Annotated in this window: 20 protein-coding genes; 12 read left to right on the top strand and 8 right to left on the bottom strand. The window is 63.3% G+C overall.

What is annotated here, in order from left to right:
• Nucleotides 1-19 precede the first annotated feature (19 nt).
• The 3 genes from BGO80_RS17625 (at nt 20) to rsmA (ending at nt 2,851) form a co-directional block, all read left to right on the top strand.
• Nucleotides 20-916, top strand: coding sequence for a peptidylprolyl isomerase (locus tag BGO80_RS17625; protein WP_126151280.1), 897 nt, complete (start codon nt 20-22; stop codon nt 914-916).
• 94 nt (nt 917-1,010) lie between these two features.
• Entirely contained in the window at nt 1,011-2,012 is a 1,002-nt protein-coding gene (gene pdxA, locus BGO80_RS17620) for a 4-hydroxythreonine-4-phosphate dehydrogenase PdxA (protein ID WP_286722688.1), read from the top strand.
• Nucleotides 2,009-2,851: a 16S rRNA (adenine(1518)-N(6)/adenine(1519)-N(6))-dimethyltransferase RsmA gene (rsmA, locus tag BGO80_RS17615; protein ID WP_286722686.1), complete on the top strand. Its 843-nt coding sequence runs from the start codon at nt 2,009-2,011 to the stop codon at nt 2,849-2,851. Before pdxA ends, rsmA begins: the two co-directional genes overlap by 4 nt.
• 32 nt (nt 2,852-2,883) lie before the next feature.
• On the opposite strand, the gene BGO80_RS17610 is transcribed toward rsmA, so the two are convergent.
• The 8 genes from BGO80_RS17610 to fabD all read right to left on the bottom strand — a co-directional run bounded on the left by BGO80_RS17610 (nt 2,884) and on the right by fabD (nt 10,650).
• Nucleotides 2,884-4,113: an MFS transporter gene (locus tag BGO80_RS17610; protein WP_286722684.1), complete on the bottom strand. Its 1,230-nt coding sequence runs from the start codon at nt 4,111-4,113 to the stop codon at nt 2,884-2,886.
• Between the two features lie 166 nt (nt 4,114-4,279).
• A complete protein-coding gene (gmk, locus tag BGO80_RS17605) occupies nt 4,280-4,918 on the bottom strand; it encodes a guanylate kinase (RefSeq protein ID WP_223214238.1) in 639 nt (212 codons plus the stop codon).
• Between the two features lie 9 nt (nt 4,919-4,927).
• Nucleotides 4,928-5,818 carry a YicC/YloC family endoribonuclease gene (locus BGO80_RS17600; protein ID WP_286722683.1) on the bottom strand — a complete coding sequence of 297 codons (891 nt, stop codon included), beginning with the start codon at nt 5,816-5,818 and terminating at the stop codon, nt 4,928-4,930.
• Nucleotides 5,815-6,930, bottom strand: coding sequence for an endolytic transglycosylase MltG (mltG, locus tag BGO80_RS17595; protein ID WP_286722681.1), 1,116 nt, complete (start codon nt 6,928-6,930; stop codon nt 5,815-5,817). The genes BGO80_RS17600 and mltG overlap by 4 nt, the downstream gene beginning before the upstream one ends.
• A 159-nt stretch (nt 6,931-7,089) precedes the next feature.
• A complete protein-coding gene (gene fabF, locus BGO80_RS17590) occupies nt 7,090-8,352 on the bottom strand; it encodes a beta-ketoacyl-ACP synthase II (RefSeq protein WP_126151312.1) in 1,263 nt (420 codons plus the stop codon).
• A 28-nt stretch (nt 8,353-8,380) separates the two neighbouring features.
• The gene (locus tag BGO80_RS17585) at nt 8,381-8,617 is read right to left on the bottom strand and encodes an acyl carrier protein (protein ID WP_046103861.1); all 237 of its coding nucleotides are present in this window, start codon (nt 8,615-8,617) and stop codon (nt 8,381-8,383) included.
• Between the two features lie 296 nt (nt 8,618-8,913).
• A complete protein-coding gene (gene fabG / locus BGO80_RS17580) occupies nt 8,914-9,651 on the bottom strand; it encodes a 3-oxoacyl-[acyl-carrier-protein] reductase (protein WP_126151275.1) in 738 nt (245 codons plus the stop codon).
• A gap of 48 nt (nt 9,652-9,699) precedes the next feature.
• The gene (fabD, locus tag BGO80_RS17575; RefSeq protein WP_286722675.1) at nt 9,700-10,650 is read right to left on the bottom strand and encodes an ACP S-malonyltransferase; all 951 of its coding nucleotides are present in this window, start codon (nt 10,648-10,650) and stop codon (nt 9,700-9,702) included.
• Nucleotides 10,651-10,818: 168 nt separating this feature from the next.
• Here fabD and BGO80_RS17570 point away from each other — a divergent pair, with 168 nt between their 5' ends.
• The 9 genes from BGO80_RS17570 to BGO80_RS17530 all read left to right on the top strand — a co-directional run bounded on the left by BGO80_RS17570 (nt 10,819) and on the right by BGO80_RS17530 (nt 19,950).
• Entirely contained in the window at nt 10,819-12,303 is a 1,485-nt protein-coding gene (locus tag BGO80_RS17570) for a sensor domain-containing diguanylate cyclase (protein WP_286722673.1), read from the top strand.
• Nucleotides 12,304-12,544: 241 nt separating this feature from the next.
• Complete coding sequence (gene rpsF / locus BGO80_RS17565) at nt 12,545-12,949, top strand: 30S ribosomal protein S6 (RefSeq protein ID WP_126151272.1); 405 nt, start codon at nt 12,545-12,547, stop codon at nt 12,947-12,949.
• 18 nt (nt 12,950-12,967) lie between these two features.
• Nucleotides 12,968-13,222 (top strand): 30S ribosomal protein S18, encoded by a 255-nt coding sequence (gene rpsR, locus BGO80_RS17560; RefSeq protein ID WP_067450285.1) that lies wholly within the window; start codon nt 12,968-12,970, stop codon nt 13,220-13,222.
• Between the two features lie 193 nt (nt 13,223-13,415).
• Nucleotides 13,416-13,982, top strand: a complete 567-nt coding sequence (rplI, locus tag BGO80_RS17555) for a 50S ribosomal protein L9 (protein ID WP_353744216.1) — start codon at nt 13,416-13,418, stop codon at nt 13,980-13,982.
• A 235-nt stretch (nt 13,983-14,217) separates the two neighbouring features.
• Nucleotides 14,218-15,702, top strand: a complete 1,485-nt coding sequence (locus BGO80_RS17550) for a replicative DNA helicase (protein WP_126151270.1) — start codon at nt 14,218-14,220, stop codon at nt 15,700-15,702.
• Between the two features lie 2 nt (nt 15,703-15,704).
• Nucleotides 15,705-16,832, top strand: coding sequence for an alanine racemase (gene alr / locus BGO80_RS17545; RefSeq protein ID WP_286722671.1), 1,128 nt, complete (start codon nt 15,705-15,707; stop codon nt 16,830-16,832).
• Between the two features lie 379 nt (nt 16,833-17,211).
• The gene (locus tag BGO80_RS17540; protein WP_286722670.1) at nt 17,212-17,796 is read left to right on the top strand and encodes a DUF1697 domain-containing protein; all 585 of its coding nucleotides are present in this window, start codon (nt 17,212-17,214) and stop codon (nt 17,794-17,796) included.
• A 15-nt stretch (nt 17,797-17,811) separates the two neighbouring features.
• Entirely contained in the window at nt 17,812-19,212 is a 1,401-nt protein-coding gene (radA, locus tag BGO80_RS17535; RefSeq protein WP_286722669.1) for a DNA repair protein RadA, read from the top strand.
• Nucleotides 19,213-19,323: 111 nt separating this feature from the next.
• A complete protein-coding gene (locus BGO80_RS17530; protein WP_286722668.1) occupies nt 19,324-19,950 on the top strand; it encodes a CvpA family protein in 627 nt (208 codons plus the stop codon).
• The last annotated feature ends 34 nt before the right edge of the window (nt 19,951-19,984 follow it).

Genomic DNA, 19,984 nt, shown 5'->3' with positions numbered 1-19,984 from the left:
GCAGAAAGCGGACACAAACATGACCTTTGCTTCTCTTCGGCGCGTCGCAGGCGCCGCGATCCTCGGCCTGGCCATGGCGTTTACTGCCGTCGCGCCCTCGTTCGCCGCCACTGTCGTTACCGTCAACGGCGTGCAGATTTCCGACGTGCAGGTCGACCAGCGGTTGCGCCTGTTCCGCCTGGAAGGCAACAATACCGGACGTAACGGCGCCATGGAGCAGCTGATCACTGAGGCCATTCAGATGGCGGAGGCCAAGCGCCTGGGCGTCAACGTGTCCAATGCGCAGGTCGATGAGGCGTTTCTGCAGATTGCGCGCAATCTCAAGGTCAGCCAGGACAAGCTGGCCGATATGCTGCGCCAGGGCGGTATCAACACCGATACGCTCAAGGATCGCCTCCGTGCCGCCATTGCATGGAACGCGGTGGTCGAAGGCGCGGTGATGTCGCAGGTGCAGATTTCGGACGCCGAACTCGACCAGCGCGCCGCCAGCAAGATCGCTGACTACCAGAATTTCGACTACATCCTCAAAGAGATCATCTTTGTGGGCCAGGGCTCGGGCGCCCGCACCGGCCAGGCCAATCGCTATCGTTCGAGCTTTGCCGGCTGCGATACCGCCGTCGACCTCTCGCTGACCTATACCGACGCCGCCGTGATCGATGTCGGCCGTCGCCATGCAACCCAGTTGCCCGACCCGATCGCCAAGGAACTGGCCGGTCTGAATGTCGGTGGCATCACCAAGCCGCGCGTGGTCGATTCCGGCGTCTCGATGCTGGCGATCTGCGAAAAGGTGCAGGCGCAGGACCTGACCTTCGTGAAGAGCGAACTGGAAGCCGAAGCCGGCAATAGCGCGCTCAAGGGCAAGACCGAGGAATATCTGGCAACGCTGCGCAAGAACGCCAAGATCATCTACAACTGATCCGGTCTTGCGGACACGGCGACAACGCCTGAGACTGACTGATGCGGCCGGAGCCTCGTGTTATGCACATCCCTCCGTCCGCCCGAGGGCCGAAATGACCAAACCGCTGGCGATCAGCATGGGTGAGCCAGCGGGCGTCGGACCCGACATCATCCTGATGCTGTTCGCCCGCCGCGGTGAACGCGCCCTGCCGCCCTTCATCGTTTTCGGCAATATCGACTTCCTGCGGTCGCGCGCGGCGCGGCTGGGGCTCGACATCGCCATCGAAGCCGCTACTGCGGCTAATGCGGCGGCAATCTTCGCGCGCGCCCTCCCCGTTTGGGACATTGCGGGCGACGTGCCCGACCAGCCGGGCCAGCCGCATGACGCCGCCGGCGCCGTGGTGGTCGCAGCCATTGCCGAGGCGGTAGCCGCCATTCAGCGCGGAGAGTGTCGAGGGCTGGTGACGGCGCCGATCCACAAGGGCGCGCTCTATCACACCGGCTTTGCTTTTCCCGGCCATACGGAGTTCCTGGCTGCGCTCTGTACCGAAGACGACGTCGTGCCGCTGCCGGTGATGATGCTGGCGCATGAGGATCTGCGCACTGTACCGCTGACCATCCATGTGCCGCTCAAGGACGTGCCAGGGCTGATGACGGCCGAGCTGATCCACCACACGCTGCGCGTCATGGATTATGATCTGCGGCGGCGCTTCAGCATCGCCGATCCGCGCATTGCTGTGGCTGGCCTCAATCCGCATGCAGGTGAAGGCGGGGCCATCGGGCGGGAGGATATCGACGTGATCGCACTGGCTATCGAAAAGGCCAGGGCCGATGGAATCGATGCCGTCGGGCCGCTGCCTGCCGATACGCTGTTTTTCCCGCCACACTGGCGCAGCTATGACGCCGTATTGGCCATGTATCACGACCAGGCGCTGATCCCGATCAAGACCGTGGCCTTTGACGCCGGTGTCAATGTCACGCTGGGCCTTCCCATAGTACGCACCTCGCCCGACCACGGAACCGCCTTTGACCATGCCGGCAAGGGCACAGCATCGGCCACCAGCTTTGCCGCGGCCATCGCCCTGGCCGACAGAATGACTGAAACCACCACATGAGCCAGATCGATTCCCTGCCCCCGCTGCGTGAGGTCATTGCTGCCCATGGCCTCCGGGCCAAGAAGGAGCTGGGGCAGAATTTCCTGTTCGACCTCAATCTGACTGCTCGCATCGCCCGGGTCGGGGGTTCGCTGGAAGGCGTGCGCGTCATCGAGGTGGGGCCGGGGCCCGGCGGGCTGACCCGGGCGCTCCTAGCCGAAGGCGCACGCGAGGTGGTTGCCATCGAGCGCGATGCGCGTGCGCTTCCGGCGCTGGCCGAAATTGCCGAGGCCTATCCCAATCGCCTTACGGTGATCTCGGGCGACGCCATGGAGATGGATTATCGGCTGCTGGCGGAAGGACCGACGCGGATCATTGCCAACCTGCCCTATAATATCGGCACGCCGCTGCTGACCGGCTGGCTCACCATGGAGCCCTGGCCGCCCTTCTTCGAAAGCCTGACGCTGATGTTCCAGCGCGAGGTGGCCGAGCGTATCGTTGCCAAGCCCGGAGACGACGCCTATGGCCGGCTTGGTGTGCTCGCCGGCTGGCGCACCGAGGCGCGGATCGCCTTCAATGTCGGCCGCCAGGCCTTTGTGCCGCCACCGAATGTCACCTCGGCCGTGGTGCATCTGGTGCCCAAACCGGTTGAACCGGACCTGCCGGTCAAGCTGGTCGAACAGGTGACAAAGGCTGCCTTCGGACAGCGTCGTAAGATGGTGCGGCAATCGCTCAAAGCGCTCGGTGTGCCGGTGGAGGGTCTATTGGCCGCCGCAGGCCTCAAGGGCGACGAGCGGGCAGAGGAATTGCCGATCGCGGCCTTTCTCGCCATGGCGCGGGTGCTACCGGACCTGCGATAAGATCTTTTCGAAGGACCCGGGCCCCCACAGAGCTAATCCATCGAAGTTGGCTCAGGTGTGCTTTCGGGCATTGAGAGCGGCGCGATGAAGACCAGCCGTATCGCTACCAGCAAGGCCAGAAACGCGGCGCCGCCCGATACCAGCATGACGCCGGGCCAACCCCAGGCCGTCCAGGCAAAGCCACCCAGAGTGCCGAGAATGGAAGCGCCCAGATAATAGGCGACGAGGTAGATAGCCGAGGCTTGCGCCTTGCCGATACGGGCGCGGCGGGTGACCCAGGCGCTGGCGATGCCATGGGCGGCGAAGAAGCCCATTGTGGCGACGGCCAGGCCGGCGATGACAATCGGGGTGGACGGCACGGCGGTGATGGCGACACCCAGTCCCTGCATGGCGACCAGCGCCCAGAAGACCTTGCGACGCCCGAGACGCTGCGACAGCGCCCCGGCCCAGGTCGAGCTGGCGCTGCCCAGCATATAGACCAGAAAGATCGCGGCGACGGCCGAGTGGCTCAGCGCAAAGGGCGGCAAGGCGAGCCGGAAACCGGCATAATTGTAGAGCGTCACAAAACCGCCCATCAGCAGAAATGAGCTGGCAAACAGCCAGGGCAGTGCGGCATCGGAAAAGCTGGCAAGGCATCGCCGCCACAATTCACCGAGGCGGATGGGATCGCGCAGTAATTGGCGTGGTTGCGGCAGCAGCACGGCCACGGCAATCGCGGCCACAAGGATGAGACCGGCAAGGACGCCTGTACCCACCCTCCAGCCGAGAAAGTCGGACAGTATGCCGGAAATGACACGACCAGCCATGCCGCCAAGGGCGGTGCCGCCGATATAGAGCCCCATGGAATAGCCCAGAGCGTCAGCATCCATTTCCTCAGAGAGATAGACCATGGCCACGGCCGGGACACCTGCCAGGCTGATGCCCATGAGCGTCCTCAGCGTGATGAGTTGCCACCACACTTGGGTGAATGGCAGCAGACAGCCGAGAATGGCGGTGAGCAACAAGGCACTGACAATGAGCGTGCGGCGGCCGAGACGATCGGCCAGGAGGCTCGCGGGGATAAGCGCAAGCGCCATGGTCGCCGTGGTTGCGGACAGGGCAAGAGAGGCGGTGCCAGCATCGCGCACCCAATATTGCGCGAACATGGGCAGCAGCGGCTGCACGGAGTAGAGCGAGGCGAAAACCGAGAAGGCCGAAAGGAAGAAGGCCACATTGGCGCGAATAAATGCCGGCGTGCCGCGCCGAATGGCAGGGCTGGTCATGACTGGCACCGAAAGCCGACAAGCACGATCATTTCCGCGCCTACTTTGTCACCCTCGGGCTTGAGCCGAGGGGCCTTTACGTCCTGCGGCCTCGCAAAGTGCAGGTCCCACGAGGCAAGCCCGAGCGTGACGATCGGGGGCCTTGGAATAACTGCACCTCACCCTCTCAAAGAGAATCGATCTGCTGCTGCAAGTCTTTGACAAAGCTGGTCAAATCCAGCTGGCGCTCGCGCTTTAGCCGGGCCGAGGCGAGGATTGACCGGACGTTCTGCACCGACTGCTCGAGATCGCGATTGATGATGACATAGTCATACTCGCCGGCGTGATCGAGCTCGATACGGGCATTGCGCAGGCGCTTTTCGATGGTGCCGACGCTGTCCTGGGCACGGCGCTCGAGGCGAGCGCGGAGCTCTTCGATGGTGGGCGGCAGGATGAACACAGTCACCATGTCGGCGCGGCATTTTTCATAGAGCTGCAGGGTGCCCTGATAGTCCACGTCGAACAGAATATCCTTGCCGGCGGCGAGTTGTTCTTCGACCTTGGCACGCGGTGTGCCGTAGAAATTGCCGTGCACCTCGGCCGATTCAAGCAGGCCGCCCTCGGCCTTCATGCGGTTAAAGGTGGGTACATCAACGAAATAATAGTGCGTGCCCTCCACCTCGTCGCTGCGCCGCGCGCGCGTGGTCACCGACACGGACAGACGGATATTGGGGTCCTGCTGGAACAGCGAGCGCGAAATCGATGACTTTCCGGCGCCGGAAGGGGAAGCAATCACCAGCATCACGCCGCGGCGCTGAAATTCCATCTGAGCACTCTATTCGATGTTCTGAACCTGCTCGCGTAGTTGATCGATCGCCGCCTTGAGGTCAAGACCGATCGCGGTGAGCTCCACTGCGTTCGCCTTAGCGCAGAGCGTATTCGCTTCGCGATTGAATTCCTGGGCGAGGAAGTCGAGGCGGCGGCCGACCGGCCCGCCATCGGCAATGAGCTTGCGGGCCGCCGAGATATGGGCGCGGAGGCGATCGAGCTCTTCCTGGATGTCGGCTTTGGTGGCGAGCAGCAGCGCCTCCTGGGCCAGCCGGTCCGGCGGCAGGCCGGCATCGGCGACAAGATTGGCCAATTGGGCGCGCAGCCGCGCCTCGATGTGCTCGCGCGCGCGAGCCGGATGATCCTGGGCGTCTGAAACCAATGCCTCGATGCTGTCGAGGACACCGTTGAGAATCATGGCGGTGGCCCTGCCCTCTTCAACACGCATGGCGCAGAGGTGCTCGATGGCTTCGGCGGCGCAGTCCATGACCAGGGCCGCAATACCGTCCTCGTCTTCGGCAATCGCCGGCTGGTCGAGCACCAGCACGCCCGGCAAGGCGAGGATGTTTTCGAGAGCCGGCGGTGCGCTGGGGGAAATGCGGGCGGAGAGTGTCTCCATGGCCGCGAGTACCGTTTCGAGCACTACCGGGTTGACGCGCACGGTACCGCCACCGCTGTCGCGTTCGAGGGTAACGACGAGATTGATGGAGCCGCGCGACAGAGCGCGGGAGATTTCCTGGCGCAGCGGAATATCCAGCGCGTCGAAACCGGGCGGCAGGCGTAACCGCATGTCGAGATTGCGGCTGTTTACAGAGCGGATCTCGAGGCGGACCCGCTGCGGCCCGTCCGCGCGTTCGGCGCGGGCGTAGCCGGTCATGCTGGCAATGGGGCCGCTCACTGTGCGCTGTCTTGGGCTTCTTCGGCCTGCTCGGCCTCAAGCGCCTGGCGGGCCTGCTCAGCCTCGGCCTCCGCCTGTGCCGCAGCCTCGGCGGCTATGGCGCGATAGCGAGCCACATTGGTCTGGTGCTCGGCATAGGTCTCGGCAAAGACGTGACCCTCGCTCGGGGTTGCGCCCTTGGCCACGAAGTAGAGATATTTGTGGGTGTCGGGATTGGCGACGGCGCGCAGGGCCTCGATGCCTGGATTGGCGATGGGCGTCGGCGGCAGGCCGTCGATCTGGTAGGTGTTGTAGGCGGTCTTCTGCTCGATTTCCGAGCGGCGAATGCCGCGATCGAGCGTGCTCTGACCCAGGGTAATGCCATAGATGATGGTCGGGTCGGACTGCAGGCGCATGCCGGTGCGCAGGCGATTGACGAAGACGGCAGCGACTTCGGGGCGCTCGGAGGCGACGCCGGTTTCCTTTTCGACGATGGACGCCAGAATCAGCAACTCGGCTGGTGACTTGAGCGGCAGGTCGGCGACACGGCCCTCCCACACGGTGGCAAGCGCCTGGGTCATGGCAAGTTGCATCTTGTCGAGCACCGACTGGCGGGTATCGCCGGGAGTGTAATCATAGCTTCCGGGCAGGATCGAGCCTTCCGGTGGCAGAGTGGTGATTTCGCCGGTCAGCCGGTCATCGTCGGCAAGGCGGCGCAGCACCTGCCAGGCGGTCCAGCCTTCGGGAATCGTGACGGCGTAACGGATCGGGTTGCCCTCGGTCAGCTCGCGCAAAATGTCGGACATGCTGGCCTGGGCGGGAATGCTGAAATCGCCGGCCTTGACCACGGTGTTCTTCTCGACCCTGCCGCCGAACTGGCTGAAAATCAGCGCGTTGGAGATAAAGCCCTGCTCCTCGAGGCGATTGGCGGTGGTGGTCAGGGTGTTGCCGGATTCGACGCGGAAGGTGCGTTCTTCCTGGACCGGACCGGCGCCGTAATACTGCGAAGCGACGTAGAAGAAGCCGCCGCCCACGACGACGAGACCGATGACCAGCAGTGTCAACATGCCGTTCAAGACGTCGATCAAGGCGTTGCCCGAGCGGCGGCGGCGGCGTGTCCTGCGGTCGTTCATGGTATCGGCTTCACTCGCAAAAGGCCTTGTTGCGGCCTTGTTTCATTATCTTTTGCGCCAAACTATGGCGAAGCGACTGCATTGTTTGCATGACGCGCGACAAAAACAAGGGGCACATCGCGCGTTAACGCGATGTGCCCCTCACAAAAGGTGGAAAAATCAGCTGACCTTGCGCATGACCAGCGTGGCATTGGTTCCGCCAAAGCCGAAGCTGTTGGACAGGGCCACATTGATTTCCTTCTTGAGCGGCTTGTGCGGCACAAGATTGATCTCGGTCTGGACCGAGGGATTATCGAGGTTCAGCGTCGGCGGCGCGATGCCGTCGCGCATGGCGAGCAGGCAGAAGATGGCCTCGACCGAACCGGCAGCACCCAACAGATGGCCAACGGCCGACTTGGTGGAGCTCATCACCGTCTTGGGGGCAGCATCGCCCAGAACGCGGGTCACCGCGCCCAGTTCGATCTCGTCGCCAAGCGGCGTCGAGGTGCCGTGGGCATTGATGTAGTCGATGTCGGCGGCCGAAATGCCAGCGCGCTTGATCGCCGCGCTCATGGCGCGGAAACCACCATCGCCATCGGGCGACGGGGCGGTGATGTGATAGGCATCGCCCGACAGGCCATAACCGATCACTTCGCCATAAATCTTGGCGCCGCGGGCCTTGGCGCGCTCGTAATCCTCGAGCACGACGATGCCGGCGCCTTCACCCATCACGAAACCGTCGCGATCCTTGTCATAGGGACGCGAAGCCGCGGTGGGGTTGTCGTTAAAGCCGGTGGACAGAGCACGGGCAGCAGCGAAGCCGGCCAGAGACAGCCGGTTGACGCAGCTTTCCGCACCGCCTGCAACCATCACGTCCGCATCACCCAGCGCGATCAGACGGGCCGCATCGCCAATAGCATGCGCACCGGTCGAACAGGCAGTGACGACGGAGTGGTTGGGGCCCTTGAGGCCGAAGCGAATCGACACCTGCCCGGAGGCAAGGTTGATCAGCCGGCCGGGGATGAAGAACGGGCTGATGCGGCGCGGACCCTTTTCGTGCAGGGTCACCGACGCATCATAGATGCCGCCGACACCGCCTATACCAGAGCCGATCAGGACGCCAGTGCGTTCCTGTTCTTCCTGGGTCTTGGGTTCGACGCCGGCATCCTGAATGGCCTGCGTTGCCGCAGCCATGGCATAGACGATGAAAGGATCGACCTTGCGCTGTTCCTTCACCTCCATCCATTCATCGGGATTGTACTTGCCATCGGCATAGTCTCCCAATGGAAGGCGGTGGGCGATCTGGCACGCAATATCGTCGACTTGGAAGTCGTCGATACGCTTGGCACCACTCTTACCGGCAAGGATGTTGGCCCAGGTAGGCTCAACGCCACACCCAAGAGGCGTGACAAGTCCCAATCCGGTGACGACGACTCGGCGCAATTCCATGGTCAGCGGCCTAGCCCCCAGATCAGCTGGTGGCCTTGGTCAGGAAAGCGACGGCATCACCGAAGGTCTGGATGGACTCGGCGGCGTCATCGGGAATCTCGACCGAGAATTCTTCCTCGAAAGCCATGACCAGTTCGACCTGATCGAGCGAGTCTGCACCCAGATCGTCGATGAAGCTGGCCTTTTCGGTGACCTTCTCGGCATCCACATTGAGGTGTTCCACAACGATCTTGCGGACCCGATCAGCGACATCGCTCATATTTGACTTCCCTTTTAGAAATCGACGTTTCGTTTCGCTTCTTATTGGCGGATCGCCAATTCTTCAAGCTGTGTTGGCTTGCTCGGACGCAGTGTAAGCGGCCCGATGGGCGCCTGCAAGGCAGACCGGCAAGGGTAAACGCGGCGCGACGTAACACGTTTCATACGCAATAGCCAACCGCGTTCTGCCCGGTTTCCAAGGCTTTTGGCCTCGCTTGCCATTCGAGCACAGCTCTCATGGCCTTCTCACCTCAAATCTCACCACAGGAGAGATTTGCCCTGCGGGACGGTTCGAAGTCAAATCATGGCCATGCCGCCGTTCACATTCAGCGTGTGTCCGGTGATGTAGGCGGCTGCATCGCTGGCCAGGAAAACGGCCGATGCGGCGATTTCCTGGGCCGTGCCGAGACGACCGGCCGGCACGCTGGAGAGGATCGACTCGCGCTGCTTGTCGTTGAGCTCGTCGGTCATGGCCGAGGCGATGAAGCCGGGGGCAATGGAGTTGACGGTGATGTTGCGGCTGGCGACTTCGTGAGCCAGAGCCTTGTTCATGCCGATAAGGCCGGCCTTGGAGGCGGCATAGTTGCCCTGCCCCGGATTGCCCATCACGCCCACAACCGAGGAGATGCCGATAATGCGGCCCCAGCGCTGCTTCATCATCCCGCGGAGCACGGCGCGGTTGAGATGGAAGGCGGCGGTGAGGTTGACGGCGATGACCTCGTCCCACTCTTCATCCTTCATACGCATGAAGAGGTTGTCGCGGGTCATGCCGGCATTGTTGACCAGAATGTCGAGCCCGCCCATGGCCGCTTCGGCAGCCGGGACCAGCTTGTCGACTTCCTCGAGCTTGGAAAGGTTGGCGGTCAGGATCGGGCAGTCCTTGCCGATTTCCTTCTGCGTATCTTCCAGCGCCCCGATGCGGGTACCCGAAAGCGCAACAGTGGCCCCTGCAGCGGCCAGGGCCTTGGCGATCTCGCGACCAATACCGCCGCTGGCGCCAGTGACGAGTGCGCGTTTACCTGTCAAATCAAACATTTAAGGCCTCTTGGAAGAGAAACAGAGTCAAGCACTTCAGATGGTGATTCAAGCACCGAGCTGGGCGACGAAAGCATCGATATCGGCCGGAGTGCCGATGGCCTGGGCAGTGGCTTGGGGCGCAATGCGTTTGGCGAGGCCAGTCAACACCTTACCGGAGCCGAGTTCGACCAGGTTGGTGACGCCCCCGGTCGTGGTGAGCCAGGAGACACTCTCGGTCCAGCGGACGACGCCGGTGACCTGTTCGACGAGGCGCTGGCGGATTTCGGCCGGGTCGGAAATCGGCGCAGCCAGCACATTGGCGACCAACGGCACCACCGGCGCCTGCATGCTGACTTCTGCGAGGGCCGTGGCCATGGCGTCTGCGGCCGGCTGCATCATGGAGCAGTGGAAAGGGGCGCTGACCGGCAGCAGCAGAGCGCGCTTGGCGCCCTTGGTCTTGGCGATTTCGACGGCGCGTTCGACGGCGCCGGTTGCGCCGGATACGACGACCTGGCCGGGCGCGTTGTCATTGGCAACGTCGCAGACCTCACCACGCCCGGCTTCAGCCGCGACCTGACGCGCGGTTTCGACATCAAGCCCGAGAAGGGCAGCCATGGCGCCATGGCCGACGGGGACGGCTTTCTGCATGGCCTGGCCACGGGTACGCAGCAAGCGGGCGGCATCGGCAATGGTGAAGGTGCCAGCCGCGCAGAGGGCGGAATATTCACCCAGCGAGTGGCCGGCGACGAATTTGGCGTGGTCCTTGATGGAGACACCGCGCGCTTCGAGCACGCGGATGACCGCCATGCTGACTGCCATCAGCGCCGGCTGGGCATTTTCCGTAAGCCGCAGAATATCTTCGGGGCCCTCGAACATGGTGGCCGACAGGCGCTCGCCCAAGGCTTCATCGACTTCCTGAAAGACCTGGCGAGCCTCGGGATAGGCGGCGGCAAGATCCTTGCCCATGCCCACGGCCTGGCTGCCCTGCCCCGGGAAAGTGAATGCTGTAACGGACATCTGCGCCCCCTCTAAAGACCTCAATGCGCCACTTCGTTAACTGAGCGCACGCTTACCTGCGGCTTTGCAGTCTGGTTGTGGCAGAGTCAAGGCGCGTAAACCCCCATGGGCCAAACGCACACTTTCTTAGGGGATGTGCGCGAGGCTCTGGCGAGGAGAACGGATACGATGCTGAACGGGCCAAGTCAGGGCCACCGTTGGAAAATCGATCTCGACATACCGCTGGTCGAAGCCTTTGTCGTGTGCGTCATGGTTTTGGCGGCCTGCCTCGTCGGCATTCACTCGCGCTTTCTGTTCTCATTGGCCAGCATCTGGCCTGCCAATGCGCTGCTGCTGGGTTGGCTGCTGGTGCGGCCGCGCGCCAATCGGGTGCTCGTCTGGATCGGCGCGATCATCGGTTATGGATTGGGCGACCTTTACGCGGGTTCGAGCCTTTTGAGCACTGTCCTGCTCAATGGCGCCAATCTGGTGGGCATTGCGGCCGGCTTCACGCTCGCCCGATGGCGTGGCGTGACCCCGCTGCGGCTGGGATCGCCCGAAGACGTGGTGATGACCATTGTCGTCGTTGCCGTGGCTTCGGTGACCACTGCAGTGGCCGGCGGGCTCAGCGGCCCCATCCTGTTTGGAATGCCGGCGGGGAGCGCTTTCGGCATCTGGCTGGCGGCGGAATTTGTCAATTACGCCCTCTATTTGCCACTGGTGCTGGCTGCCGCCTCCGGCTCCTTGCGCTTCCTGTCCCGCAGCAGCCAGCAAAGGCTGCACCAATATGGGGCACTGGCATGCCTTTCCGTACTCATCCTGTCGATGAGCGGCATTGGCGGTCCGGGCGCACCGACCTATGTGGTGCCGGGTCTTTTGTGGTGCGCCATCGTTTTCCGGCCATTCGCCAGTGCCATCCTGACCGCGGCGACCTGCACCTGGATATTGATTGCGGTACCGCTGGGCTATTTCCGCCTGCCCTATGAATTGGTGACCCCGGCCGAAGTCACATCCTTCAGGCTTTCGATCGGCATGATGGCAATGGGCGCCTTTGCGGTTTCGGCGATCAGCAGCGCCTGGCGCGGCATGCACACCGAGTTGCGGCACCTGGCGGCCCACGATCCGCTGACCGGCGTGCTCAATCGCGGCGCTTTCCTGACCCGTCTCAATCAGCAGGTCAGTGGCCGAAACGGCGCGTTCGGCTTGCTGATGCTCGATGTCGACCACTTCAAGTCGATCAATGACAGTTTTGGCCATGCCACGGGCGACAATGCGCTGCGGACCCTGGCGGAGGTGATGCGCCAAGCCCTGCCGCAGCAGGCCATAATCGGTCGCCTTGGCGGCGAGGAATTTGCCGCCATTCTCGCCCAACCCGACGATGCGGCCAATCTTGCGACAGCCGAGGCTTTGCGCGCGGCGATAGCCGCCACCGCGATCCTGACGCCGGACGGGGTAGCAATCCATGCCACGGTCAGCATCGGCGTCGGCATGGGCACGTCTGGCTGCAATCAGACCGAACTGCTCGCGGTCACCGACGCGGCCCTCTACGCCGCCAAACATGGCGGGCGAAACCTTGTCGTCAGCGCCGCTCCTTGCCCGCACCGGCCCACCGAGGCGCCGACAACAAAACCGTCAGCGCCGCGGCGTCGCAACGTCATCAGACGGACGATGTGACTTGCCAGACCGAGCCGGTTCCCCTATAGCGACGCCAGCAATTCGTTTGGCCGGGGGCTGAACGGAGGGTTTTTCCTTTTGAAAGACAAGGTTCTCCGAACCATGCTTTGGGAAAGATAGGGTTCTTCGAACCCGGCCTCCCGTGTTCCCGCTCTTTGCAAGACTGCTTTGACGCCTTTCCGGCTTCGAAGGGGCTCCGCGCCAGGCATTGCTGAGTGAAACTCGAAAGGAAGGCGCATCAATGGCCCTCTACGAACATATCTTCCTCGCGCGCCAGGACGTGTCCCAGCAGCAGGTCGAAGAACTGACCACGGCCCTCACCGACATCCTGGCCCAGGGCGGCGGCAAGGTGACCAAGAACGAATATTGGGGCCTCAAGGGTCTCTCCTACCGCATCCGCAAGAACCGCAAGGCGCACTACACCCTGCTGAACCTCGACGCTCCGGCTGCTGCCATTGCCGAGATGGAACGCCAGATGCGCATCAATGAAGACATCCTGCGCTTCATGACCGTGCGCGTCGACGAGCTGGAAGAAGGCCCGTCCGCGATGATGCAGAAGCGCGATCGCGATGACCGCGATGGCGGTGGCCGTCCCGGTGGCGACCGCGGTGGCTTCTCCGGCGAACGCCGTCCGCGCCGCTTCTAAGATAAGGAACGAGTAAAAATGGCTATTAAAGACCTTACCACTTCCCAGGCCCGCCGCCCGTTCCAGCGTCGTCGCAAGACCTGCCCGTTCTCGGGTGAAGGCGCGCCGAAGATCGACTACAAGGACGTGCGCCTGCTGAGCCGCTACGTCTCCGAGCGCGGCAAGATCGTGCCGAGCCGCATCACCGCCGTTTCTGCCAAGAAGCAGCGTGAACTGGCTCGTGCCATCAAGCGCGCCCGCTTCATCGGCCTGATGCCCTACGCAGTGCAGTAAAACACAGACTTCCTGATTGCCGTCATTGCCCGGCTTGACCGGGCAATCCAGCGGCGCGGAAGTATGGACCACCCGGTCAAGCCGGGTGGTGACGATGGTGGTGGCATCCAGTTTGCCTCCACCAAAGCTGGGGTCGCGAATGGTTCGCGGCTCCTAACCGCCTACGAGGCGGGACAGCCAAAGGATAAAAGACATGAAAGTCATTCTGCTCGAGCGCATCGGCCGCACCGGTACCATCGGCGACGAAGTCAACGTCAAGGACGGTTTTGCCCGTAACTTCCTCCTGCCCCAGGGCAAGGCCCTGCGCGCTACGGAAGCCAACCGCAAGCGTTTCGAAAACGAGCGTGCTCACATCGAGCAGCGCAACGAAGAGCGCCGCAATGCCGCTGCCGGCATCGCCGAAGGTCTCAACGGTCATGCCGTCGTGCTGATCCGTCAGGCCGGCGAAACCGGTCAGCTCTATGGTTCGGTCGCTGCACGTGACATCGTCGAGGCTCTGGCCAATGACGGTTTCACCATCCAGCGCAACCAGGTCGACCTGCCCGACGCCATCAAGTCGGTCGGCGTCCACACCGTGTCGCTGTCGCTGCATGCCGACGTTGCCGTCTCGATCACCGTCAACGTGGCCCGTTCGGGCGACGAAGCCGAGCGCCAGGCTGCCGGTGAAGACGTCACCGTGCACACTTTCGAAGCCGACGAAGGCGGCGACTTCGCCGCTGGCCAGGCCGATGCGGCCCTGGAAGACCGCTTCGAAGAGTAGTCTTCGCCGCCAAACCACAGTCGAAAGGCCGGGCCCAGCGCCCGGCCTTTTGCATTTTGCGGAGCAATGGCCGACAAAGAATCAGCCCACACCCGGCACAAGCCCGGACGATCACATTCCCCGTTGTCCCCAGTGATCACAGCCGCCATTCGCACTAACTTAACCGGCGCGCCGTTAGCCCAAGACTCATGCCCGAGTCGCGTGATTAAGAAAGGTTAACACCCCAGGAACCGTCATGGCCGAGATTGCTAGGCTGCCTATCGCCGAAGAAAAGTCCTTCCGCCTCGCGCCCCACAATGTGGAAGCCGAACAGGCACTGCTGGGCGCGATCCTGATCAATAACGACGCCTTCTATCGCGTCGCCGACTTCCTGATGCCCGAGCATTTCTACGAGCCGGTGCACCGCAATATCTACGAGATTGCCGGCAAAATCATCCGCGCCGGCAAATCGGCCGACCCGACCACCATCAAGACACACCTGCCCGACCAACTGTTGCCCGAATTGACCATGGCGCAATATCTGGCGCGCCTCGCCGCCGAGGCAACTACGGTCATCAACGCCGCCGACTATGGGCAGGCGATCTATGACCTGGCCATTCGCCGCAGCCTGATCCTCGTGGGTGAGGAAATGGTGTCGGTCGCCTATGAATCGGATGTCGAGATGACGCCGGTCAAGCAGATCGAAAAGGTGGAGGGCGAGCTGTTCCAGCTGGCCGAAAAGGGTCGCTATGACGGGGGCTTTCAGAGCTTTTCGAGCGCCCTGACCGCCTCCATCCAGATGGCTGGCGAAGCCTTTCAGCGCGATGGCGGGCTTTCCGGCGTCGCCACGGCCCTGCACGACCTCGACAGGCAGATGGGCGGATTGCAGCGCTCGGACTTGATCGTGCTGGCCGGCCGCCCCGCCATGGGCAAGACCTCGCTCGTCACCAATATCGCCTACAATGTCGCAAAAGCCTGGCGCGGCGACGTGACCGCCGATGGACACAGCAAGACCGTCGATGGCGGCATTGTCGGCTTTTTCAGCCTGGAAATGAGTTCGGAACAGCTGGCCACGCGTATTCTGGCCGAGCAGGCGGAGATTTCCTCCTCGGACATCCGCCGCGGCCGTATCCATGACAGCCAGTTCACCAAGCTGGTCGATGTGTCCAACATCATGAGCAAGGTGCCGCTCTATATCGACGATACCGGCGGTCTCAGCGTGGCGCAGCTGGCGGCGCGGGCGCGGCGGCTGAAGCGGCAGAAGGGGCTCGACCTTTTGATCGTCGACTATTTGCAGCTGCTGTCCGGCTCCTCGAAAGCCTCGAGCCAGAACCGCGTGCAGGAACTGACCGAGATCACCACCACGCTCAAGGCCCTGGCCAAGGAGCTGGAAGTGCCCGTCATCGCGCTGTCGCAGCTCTCCCGCCAGGTGGAAGCCCGCGACGACAAGCATCCGCAACTGGCGGATCTTCGCGAATCGGGCTCTATCGAGCAGGACGCGGACGTGGTTCTGTTCGTGTATCGCGAAGAATACTATCTCAAGAACAAGGAGCCCAAGGAGGGTACGCCCGAACATCTGACCTGGCAGGCGGAAATGGAAAAAGTGCACGGCAAGGCGGAAGTGATCATCGCCAAGCAGCGTCACGGCCCCACCGGCACGGTGCAGCTGAGCTTCGAGGCGCAGTTTACCCGCTTTGGTAACCTTGCTCGGGCAGACTACCTGCCCGAACGCATGGAATAGGCATGACGCTGACCTCTGGCCTTGGCGGGCAATTGAGCATCGATCTGGGCGCTTTGGCCCGCAACTGGCGCGCCCTCGACAAGGTGAGCGCCGGCGCGTTGACTGCCGCCGTGGTGAAGGCCGACGCCTATGGCACCGGTATCGACATGTCGAGCAAGGCGCTGCATGCCGCTGGCGCCCGCTTCTTCTTCGTGGCGACGCCAGACGAAGGCATGGCGGTGCGCGCCGCCCTGCCCGATGCGCATATCTTCATTCTCGGCGGCCTCTATCCGGGCGCCGCAAATCTCTATATCCGCCAGAACCTGATGCCGGTCATCGGCTCGATGGCGATGCTGGAGGAATGGCTGGGCAAGTGCATCGAGCGCAATGAGGCCTATCCCAGCGCCTTCCATTTCGACACCGGCATCAACCGGCTGGGATTCCGCCTCAACGAGGCGGCGCTGGTGCGCGAGCGCATCGAGCGGCTGGGCTATGCCCCGCAAATGGTGATGAGCCACCTGGCCTGTGCCGATCAGCCAAGCCACGAAAAGAACCGTACCCAGCTGGCGCTGTTCGGTTCGGTCATGGCGCAGTTTCCCGGCATCCCCGCGTCACTGGCCAATTCGTCCGCCCTGATGACCGGGCGCGACTATCATTTCCAGATGGTGCGGCCGGGCATTGCCCTTTATGGCGGTCGCGCCGTGGCGGGCCGGAAGAACCCCATGGGCACAGTGGTAACGCTGCATGTGCCGATCCTGCAGGTTACCGAGGGGCGGACCGGGGAATCGGTGGGTTATGGCGCCACCTATACGCTCAACCGCAATTCCAAGCTGGCCATCATCGCCCATGGCTATGCCGATGGTTTCTTCCGCTCGCTCTCGGGCACCAATCAGCGGCCGGGTGGCAAGGTCTATATCCGCGGCAAGCTCTGCCCGGTGGTTGGCCGCATCTCCATGGACATTTCCGTCATCGACGTGACCGAACTGGGATCGGACCTGCCGATGCCGGGCGAGGGCGCGGAGGTGTTCGGGCCGCATGTGAGCGTGGACGACCAGGCCGACGCTGCCGGCACTATCGGCTATGAGATGCTCACCAGCCTCAAGGGGCGGTACAACCGGAACTATGTCGGGGACGGACGGCTGCCGGAATAGGGCGTTCTCTCACAACCCCCACCCGGCCTCTCCCTCAAACAGGGGGAGGGCAGAGGTGACGGACCTTGGCGCAGAGAGTGCTGTTGGTTCCTCGCTCTATCTCGCGGGCAGGCGGCGTCCCACCCACCACACCGCCCTCGGGCTCGACCCAAAGGCCAAGCCCCACGCGCGTCAGTGCCACTCTGGTGGCGCGCTGACAGGCCCTCGGGCCGAGCCCGAGGGCGGACCAGTGATCGTTGTGCCTGTTGAGGCAGAGCCCTCTTACCCACAGGTCAGTTCGGGTCATTCCGGAGTGTATCCACAACGTAGTTCTCTTTTTGTTCTTGATACAAAACAGGCACGGTGATAGCGTCCGGCATCGTGCTGAGAGACCCTGCTTTTGCCTCATCAAGCCCACCCCTATGTCATCCTGCTGCGCGCCATTGGGCCGGCGACGCATCGGCTGATGGGGATGGGGCAGTGGCGGGAGGCTGCTGAAGAGGCGGGGTTCCTGGCGCCGGAAACAGTGCTCAACACCGGCAATATGGTGGCCGACTTTGCAGGGGATGCGACTGCCGCCCGACAAGCGATGCGCGTGGTGCTGCGCGGGTTCGGGCTGGGAGAGAATGTGGCCCCGATCGTGCGGCGCCCTGCCCTGCTGGAGACGCTGATCGCGGCAGATCCGATCGCCGCGGCGGCCAGGGATCGTCCGGCAGAAACCGCCGTGTTCTTCTTCGGCTCCGACAAGCCGGACTTTGCCTGGCTTGGCGACCATGACGGCCCGGAGAAGACACATGTGGTCTCGGACCATTTGATTGTCGACTTCACCCGGGATGTGGCGAAGTCCTCGCGGTTGATCCGGCTCATCGACAAGCATTGCGGCCTCAACACTGCGCGCAGCTGGAGCAGCATGTGCAAGATCGCCGCCAAGGTGCGGGAGCGAGCGACCCGCCAGAACACCAATGCCGCCAGCTGCGCCGAATAGAGAACGAAACGACCCATGGCCAAGAATCGATCGCAATTCATCTGTCAGTCCTGCGGCGCTGTCTCGACGCGCTGGCAGGGCCGGTGCGATGCCTGCGGCGAGTGGAATTCCATGGTCGAGGAGATCGTGGATTCCGGCGTGGGCGCGGGGCCGAAAGCCGCCAAGTCCAATGGGCGGCCGGCCAATCTGGTGCCGCTATCGGGCGAGACCGAAAGCGCCGCGCGCGTGGTGACCGGGCTCGCCGAACTTGACCGGGTCACCGGTGGCGGGTTTGTGAAGGGCTCTGCACTCCTGGTCGGTGGCGATCCCGGCATCGGCAAATCGACGCTGCTGCTGCAATCGGCGGCGGCGCTGGCGGCCAAGGGCAAGCGGGTCATCTATGTGTCGGGCGAAGAGGCGGTGGCGCAGGTGCGCCTGAGGGCGCAGCGGCTGGGCCTGGGCGATGCCGGCGTGCTGCTGGCGGCCGAAACCAATGTCGAGATCATTCTCGCCACGCTGGAAAGCGGGCCCCCGCCTGATCTCGTCATCATCGATTCGATCCAGACGCTATGGACCGACCGAGTGGACTCGGCACCGGGCACGGTGACGCAGGTGCGCACTTCGGCGCAGGCGCTGACGCGTATGGCCAAGAAGAGCGGCGCGGCGGTGGTGCTGGTGGGGCATGTCACCAAGGACGGCCAGATCGCCGGGCCGCGCGTGGTCGAGCACATGGTGGATGCTGTGCTCTATTTCGAGGGCGACAGCAGCCACACTTTCCGCATCCTGCGCGGGGTGAAGAATCGCTATGGCGCCACCGACGAGATCGGCGTCTTCGCCATGACCGAGCGCGGGCTGGAACAGGTCGCCAACCCCTCCGCCCTGTTTCTCGACCAGCGCGACAAGGACGCGGCGGGCTCCGCCGTCTTTGCCGGCATGGAAGGCACGCGACCGCTGCTGATCGAAATCCAGGCGCTGGTGGCTCCCTCCCCGCTCGGCACGCCGCGTCGGGCCGTGGTGGGCTGGGATTCCTCGCGCCTCTCCATGGTGCTGGCGGTGCTGGAAACGCGCTGCGGCGTCCGCATCGGGGCCAATGACATCTATCTCAATGTGGCCGGCGGTCTCAAAATCAACGAGCCAGCGGCCGATCTGGCGGTTGCGGCGGCTTTGATCTCTTCGCTGACCGGTTCTCCCCTGCCGGCGGAAGCGGTCTATTTCGGCGAGATTTCGCTGGCCGGCGGCGTCAGGCCGGTGGTGCATGGGGCGCTGCGGCTGCGCGAGGCACAGAAGCTGGGCTTCCGTTCGGTGGCGACGGGGCGGCTGGGGGCGGCCGACAAGGCACCGGGGCTCGAGGTCACCGAATATGCCCAGCTCAGCGACATGGTCAGCCGCATCGCCGCCAATGGCAAGAAGCCCATGCCAGAGCCGGAAGGGTGGTAAAAGTTAACAAAGAGTTTTCATGCAAGCGCGACCGCCGCCCTTGGCAGGGGCGATCAAAGCGGCTAATGGTCCCCTCAAGGCCGGGGCGCAAGTAAAACTAGGCGAAGATATATGCTGACTGCATTTGACGTTGGTGTGGGCGTACTGGTGCTGATTTCAGCGATCCTGGCGACGGCGCGGGGCCTCACCCGCGAAGTGCTGTCGCTGGCCACCTGGGCCGGCTCGGCCGCGATCGCCGTCTATATGTATCTCTACCACCCCGAAATCGCGCAGCAATATATTGCCGAGGAGCTGGTGGCCAATATCGCCACCGTGGTGGTGACCTTCATCGTCGCCCTCATCGTGCTGCACCTTTTGACCATGCGCATCGCCGACTTTGTCGTCGATAGCCGCATCGGACCGATCGACCGGACGCTGGGCTTCGTCTTCGGCGTGCTGCGCGGCGTGCTGATTGCCATTGTCATCACCATTTTCGGCCTGTGGCTGCTGGGCAGCAACCTGCCGGACTGGGCGCGCAATTCGCAGTCGCTGCCGCAGTTGCGCAGCATGGGCGAGACGCTGATCTCGATGCTGCCCGATGGGCTCGAGCAGAAGGTCACCGAAGTCATCAAGGGCGGTGGGGCCAATCTGACCGAGGATCCGCAGGCGCCTGCTGGCGGCCTGGATGGCGTCGATCCCTCGCTCGACGGCACGGTCGATCCGACCGACCCGGTAGACGAAGTGCAAACACGAAGCTGATCTCGGACGGGTCCTTGCGCCCCGTTCAGGCATG

This window comes from Devosia sp. 63-57 (assembly GCF_001899045.1).
Taxonomy (GTDB): Bacteria; Pseudomonadota; Alphaproteobacteria; order Rhizobiales; family Devosiaceae; genus Devosia; species Devosia equisanguinis.
This window is presented reverse-complemented; position numbering and strand designations above follow the sequence as displayed.

What these genes read in the sequence shown, in the direction of transcription:
- rpsF (WP_126151272.1), top strand. Translation starts at nt 12,545, where the DNA reads ATGGCCCTCTACGAACATATCTTCCTCGCGCGCCAGGACGTGTCCCAG.
- alr (WP_286722671.1), top strand. Translation starts at nt 15,705, where the DNA reads ATGACGCTGACCTCTGGCCTTGGCGGGCAATTGAGCATCGATCTGGGC.
- pdxA (WP_286722688.1), top strand. Translation starts at nt 1,011, where the DNA reads ATGACCAAACCGCTGGCGATCAGCATGGGTGAGCCAGCGGGCGTCGGA.
- rsmA (WP_286722686.1), top strand. Translation starts at nt 2,009, where the DNA reads ATGAGCCAGATCGATTCCCTGCCCCCGCTGCGTGAGGTCATTGCTGCC.
- mltG (WP_286722681.1), bottom strand. Translation starts at nt 6,930, where the DNA reads ATGAACGACCGCAGGACACGCCGCCGCCGCCGCTCGGGCAACGCCTTG.
- BGO80_RS17610 (WP_286722684.1), bottom strand. Translation starts at nt 4,113, where the DNA reads ATGACCAGCCCTGCCATTCGGCGCGGCACGCCGGCATTTATTCGCGCC.
- BGO80_RS17585 (WP_046103861.1), bottom strand. Translation starts at nt 8,617, where the DNA reads ATGAGCGATGTCGCTGATCGGGTCCGCAAGATCGTTGTGGAACACCTC.
- BGO80_RS17530 (WP_286722668.1), top strand. Translation starts at nt 19,324, where the DNA reads ATGCTGACTGCATTTGACGTTGGTGTGGGCGTACTGGTGCTGATTTCA.
- fabD (WP_286722675.1), bottom strand. Translation starts at nt 10,650, where the DNA reads ATGTCCGTTACAGCATTCACTTTCCCGGGGCAGGGCAGCCAGGCCGTG.
- gmk (WP_223214238.1), bottom strand. Translation starts at nt 4,918, where the DNA reads ATGGAATTTCAGCGCCGCGGCGTGATGCTGGTGATTGCTTCCCCTTCC.
- rpsR (WP_067450285.1), top strand. Translation starts at nt 12,968, where the DNA reads ATGGCTATTAAAGACCTTACCACTTCCCAGGCCCGCCGCCCGTTCCAG.
- BGO80_RS17570 (WP_286722673.1), top strand. Translation starts at nt 10,819, where the DNA reads ATGCTGAACGGGCCAAGTCAGGGCCACCGTTGGAAAATCGATCTCGAC.
- radA (WP_286722669.1), top strand. Translation starts at nt 17,812, where the DNA reads ATGGCCAAGAATCGATCGCAATTCATCTGTCAGTCCTGCGGCGCTGTC.
- BGO80_RS17625 (WP_126151280.1), top strand. Translation starts at nt 20, where the DNA reads ATGACCTTTGCTTCTCTTCGGCGCGTCGCAGGCGCCGCGATCCTCGGC.
- rplI (WP_353744216.1), top strand. Translation starts at nt 13,416, where the DNA reads ATGAAAGTCATTCTGCTCGAGCGCATCGGCCGCACCGGTACCATCGGC.
- BGO80_RS17550 (WP_126151270.1), top strand. Translation starts at nt 14,218, where the DNA reads ATGGCCGAGATTGCTAGGCTGCCTATCGCCGAAGAAAAGTCCTTCCGC.
- fabG (WP_126151275.1), bottom strand. Translation starts at nt 9,651, where the DNA reads ATGTTTGATTTGACAGGTAAACGCGCACTCGTCACTGGCGCCAGCGGC.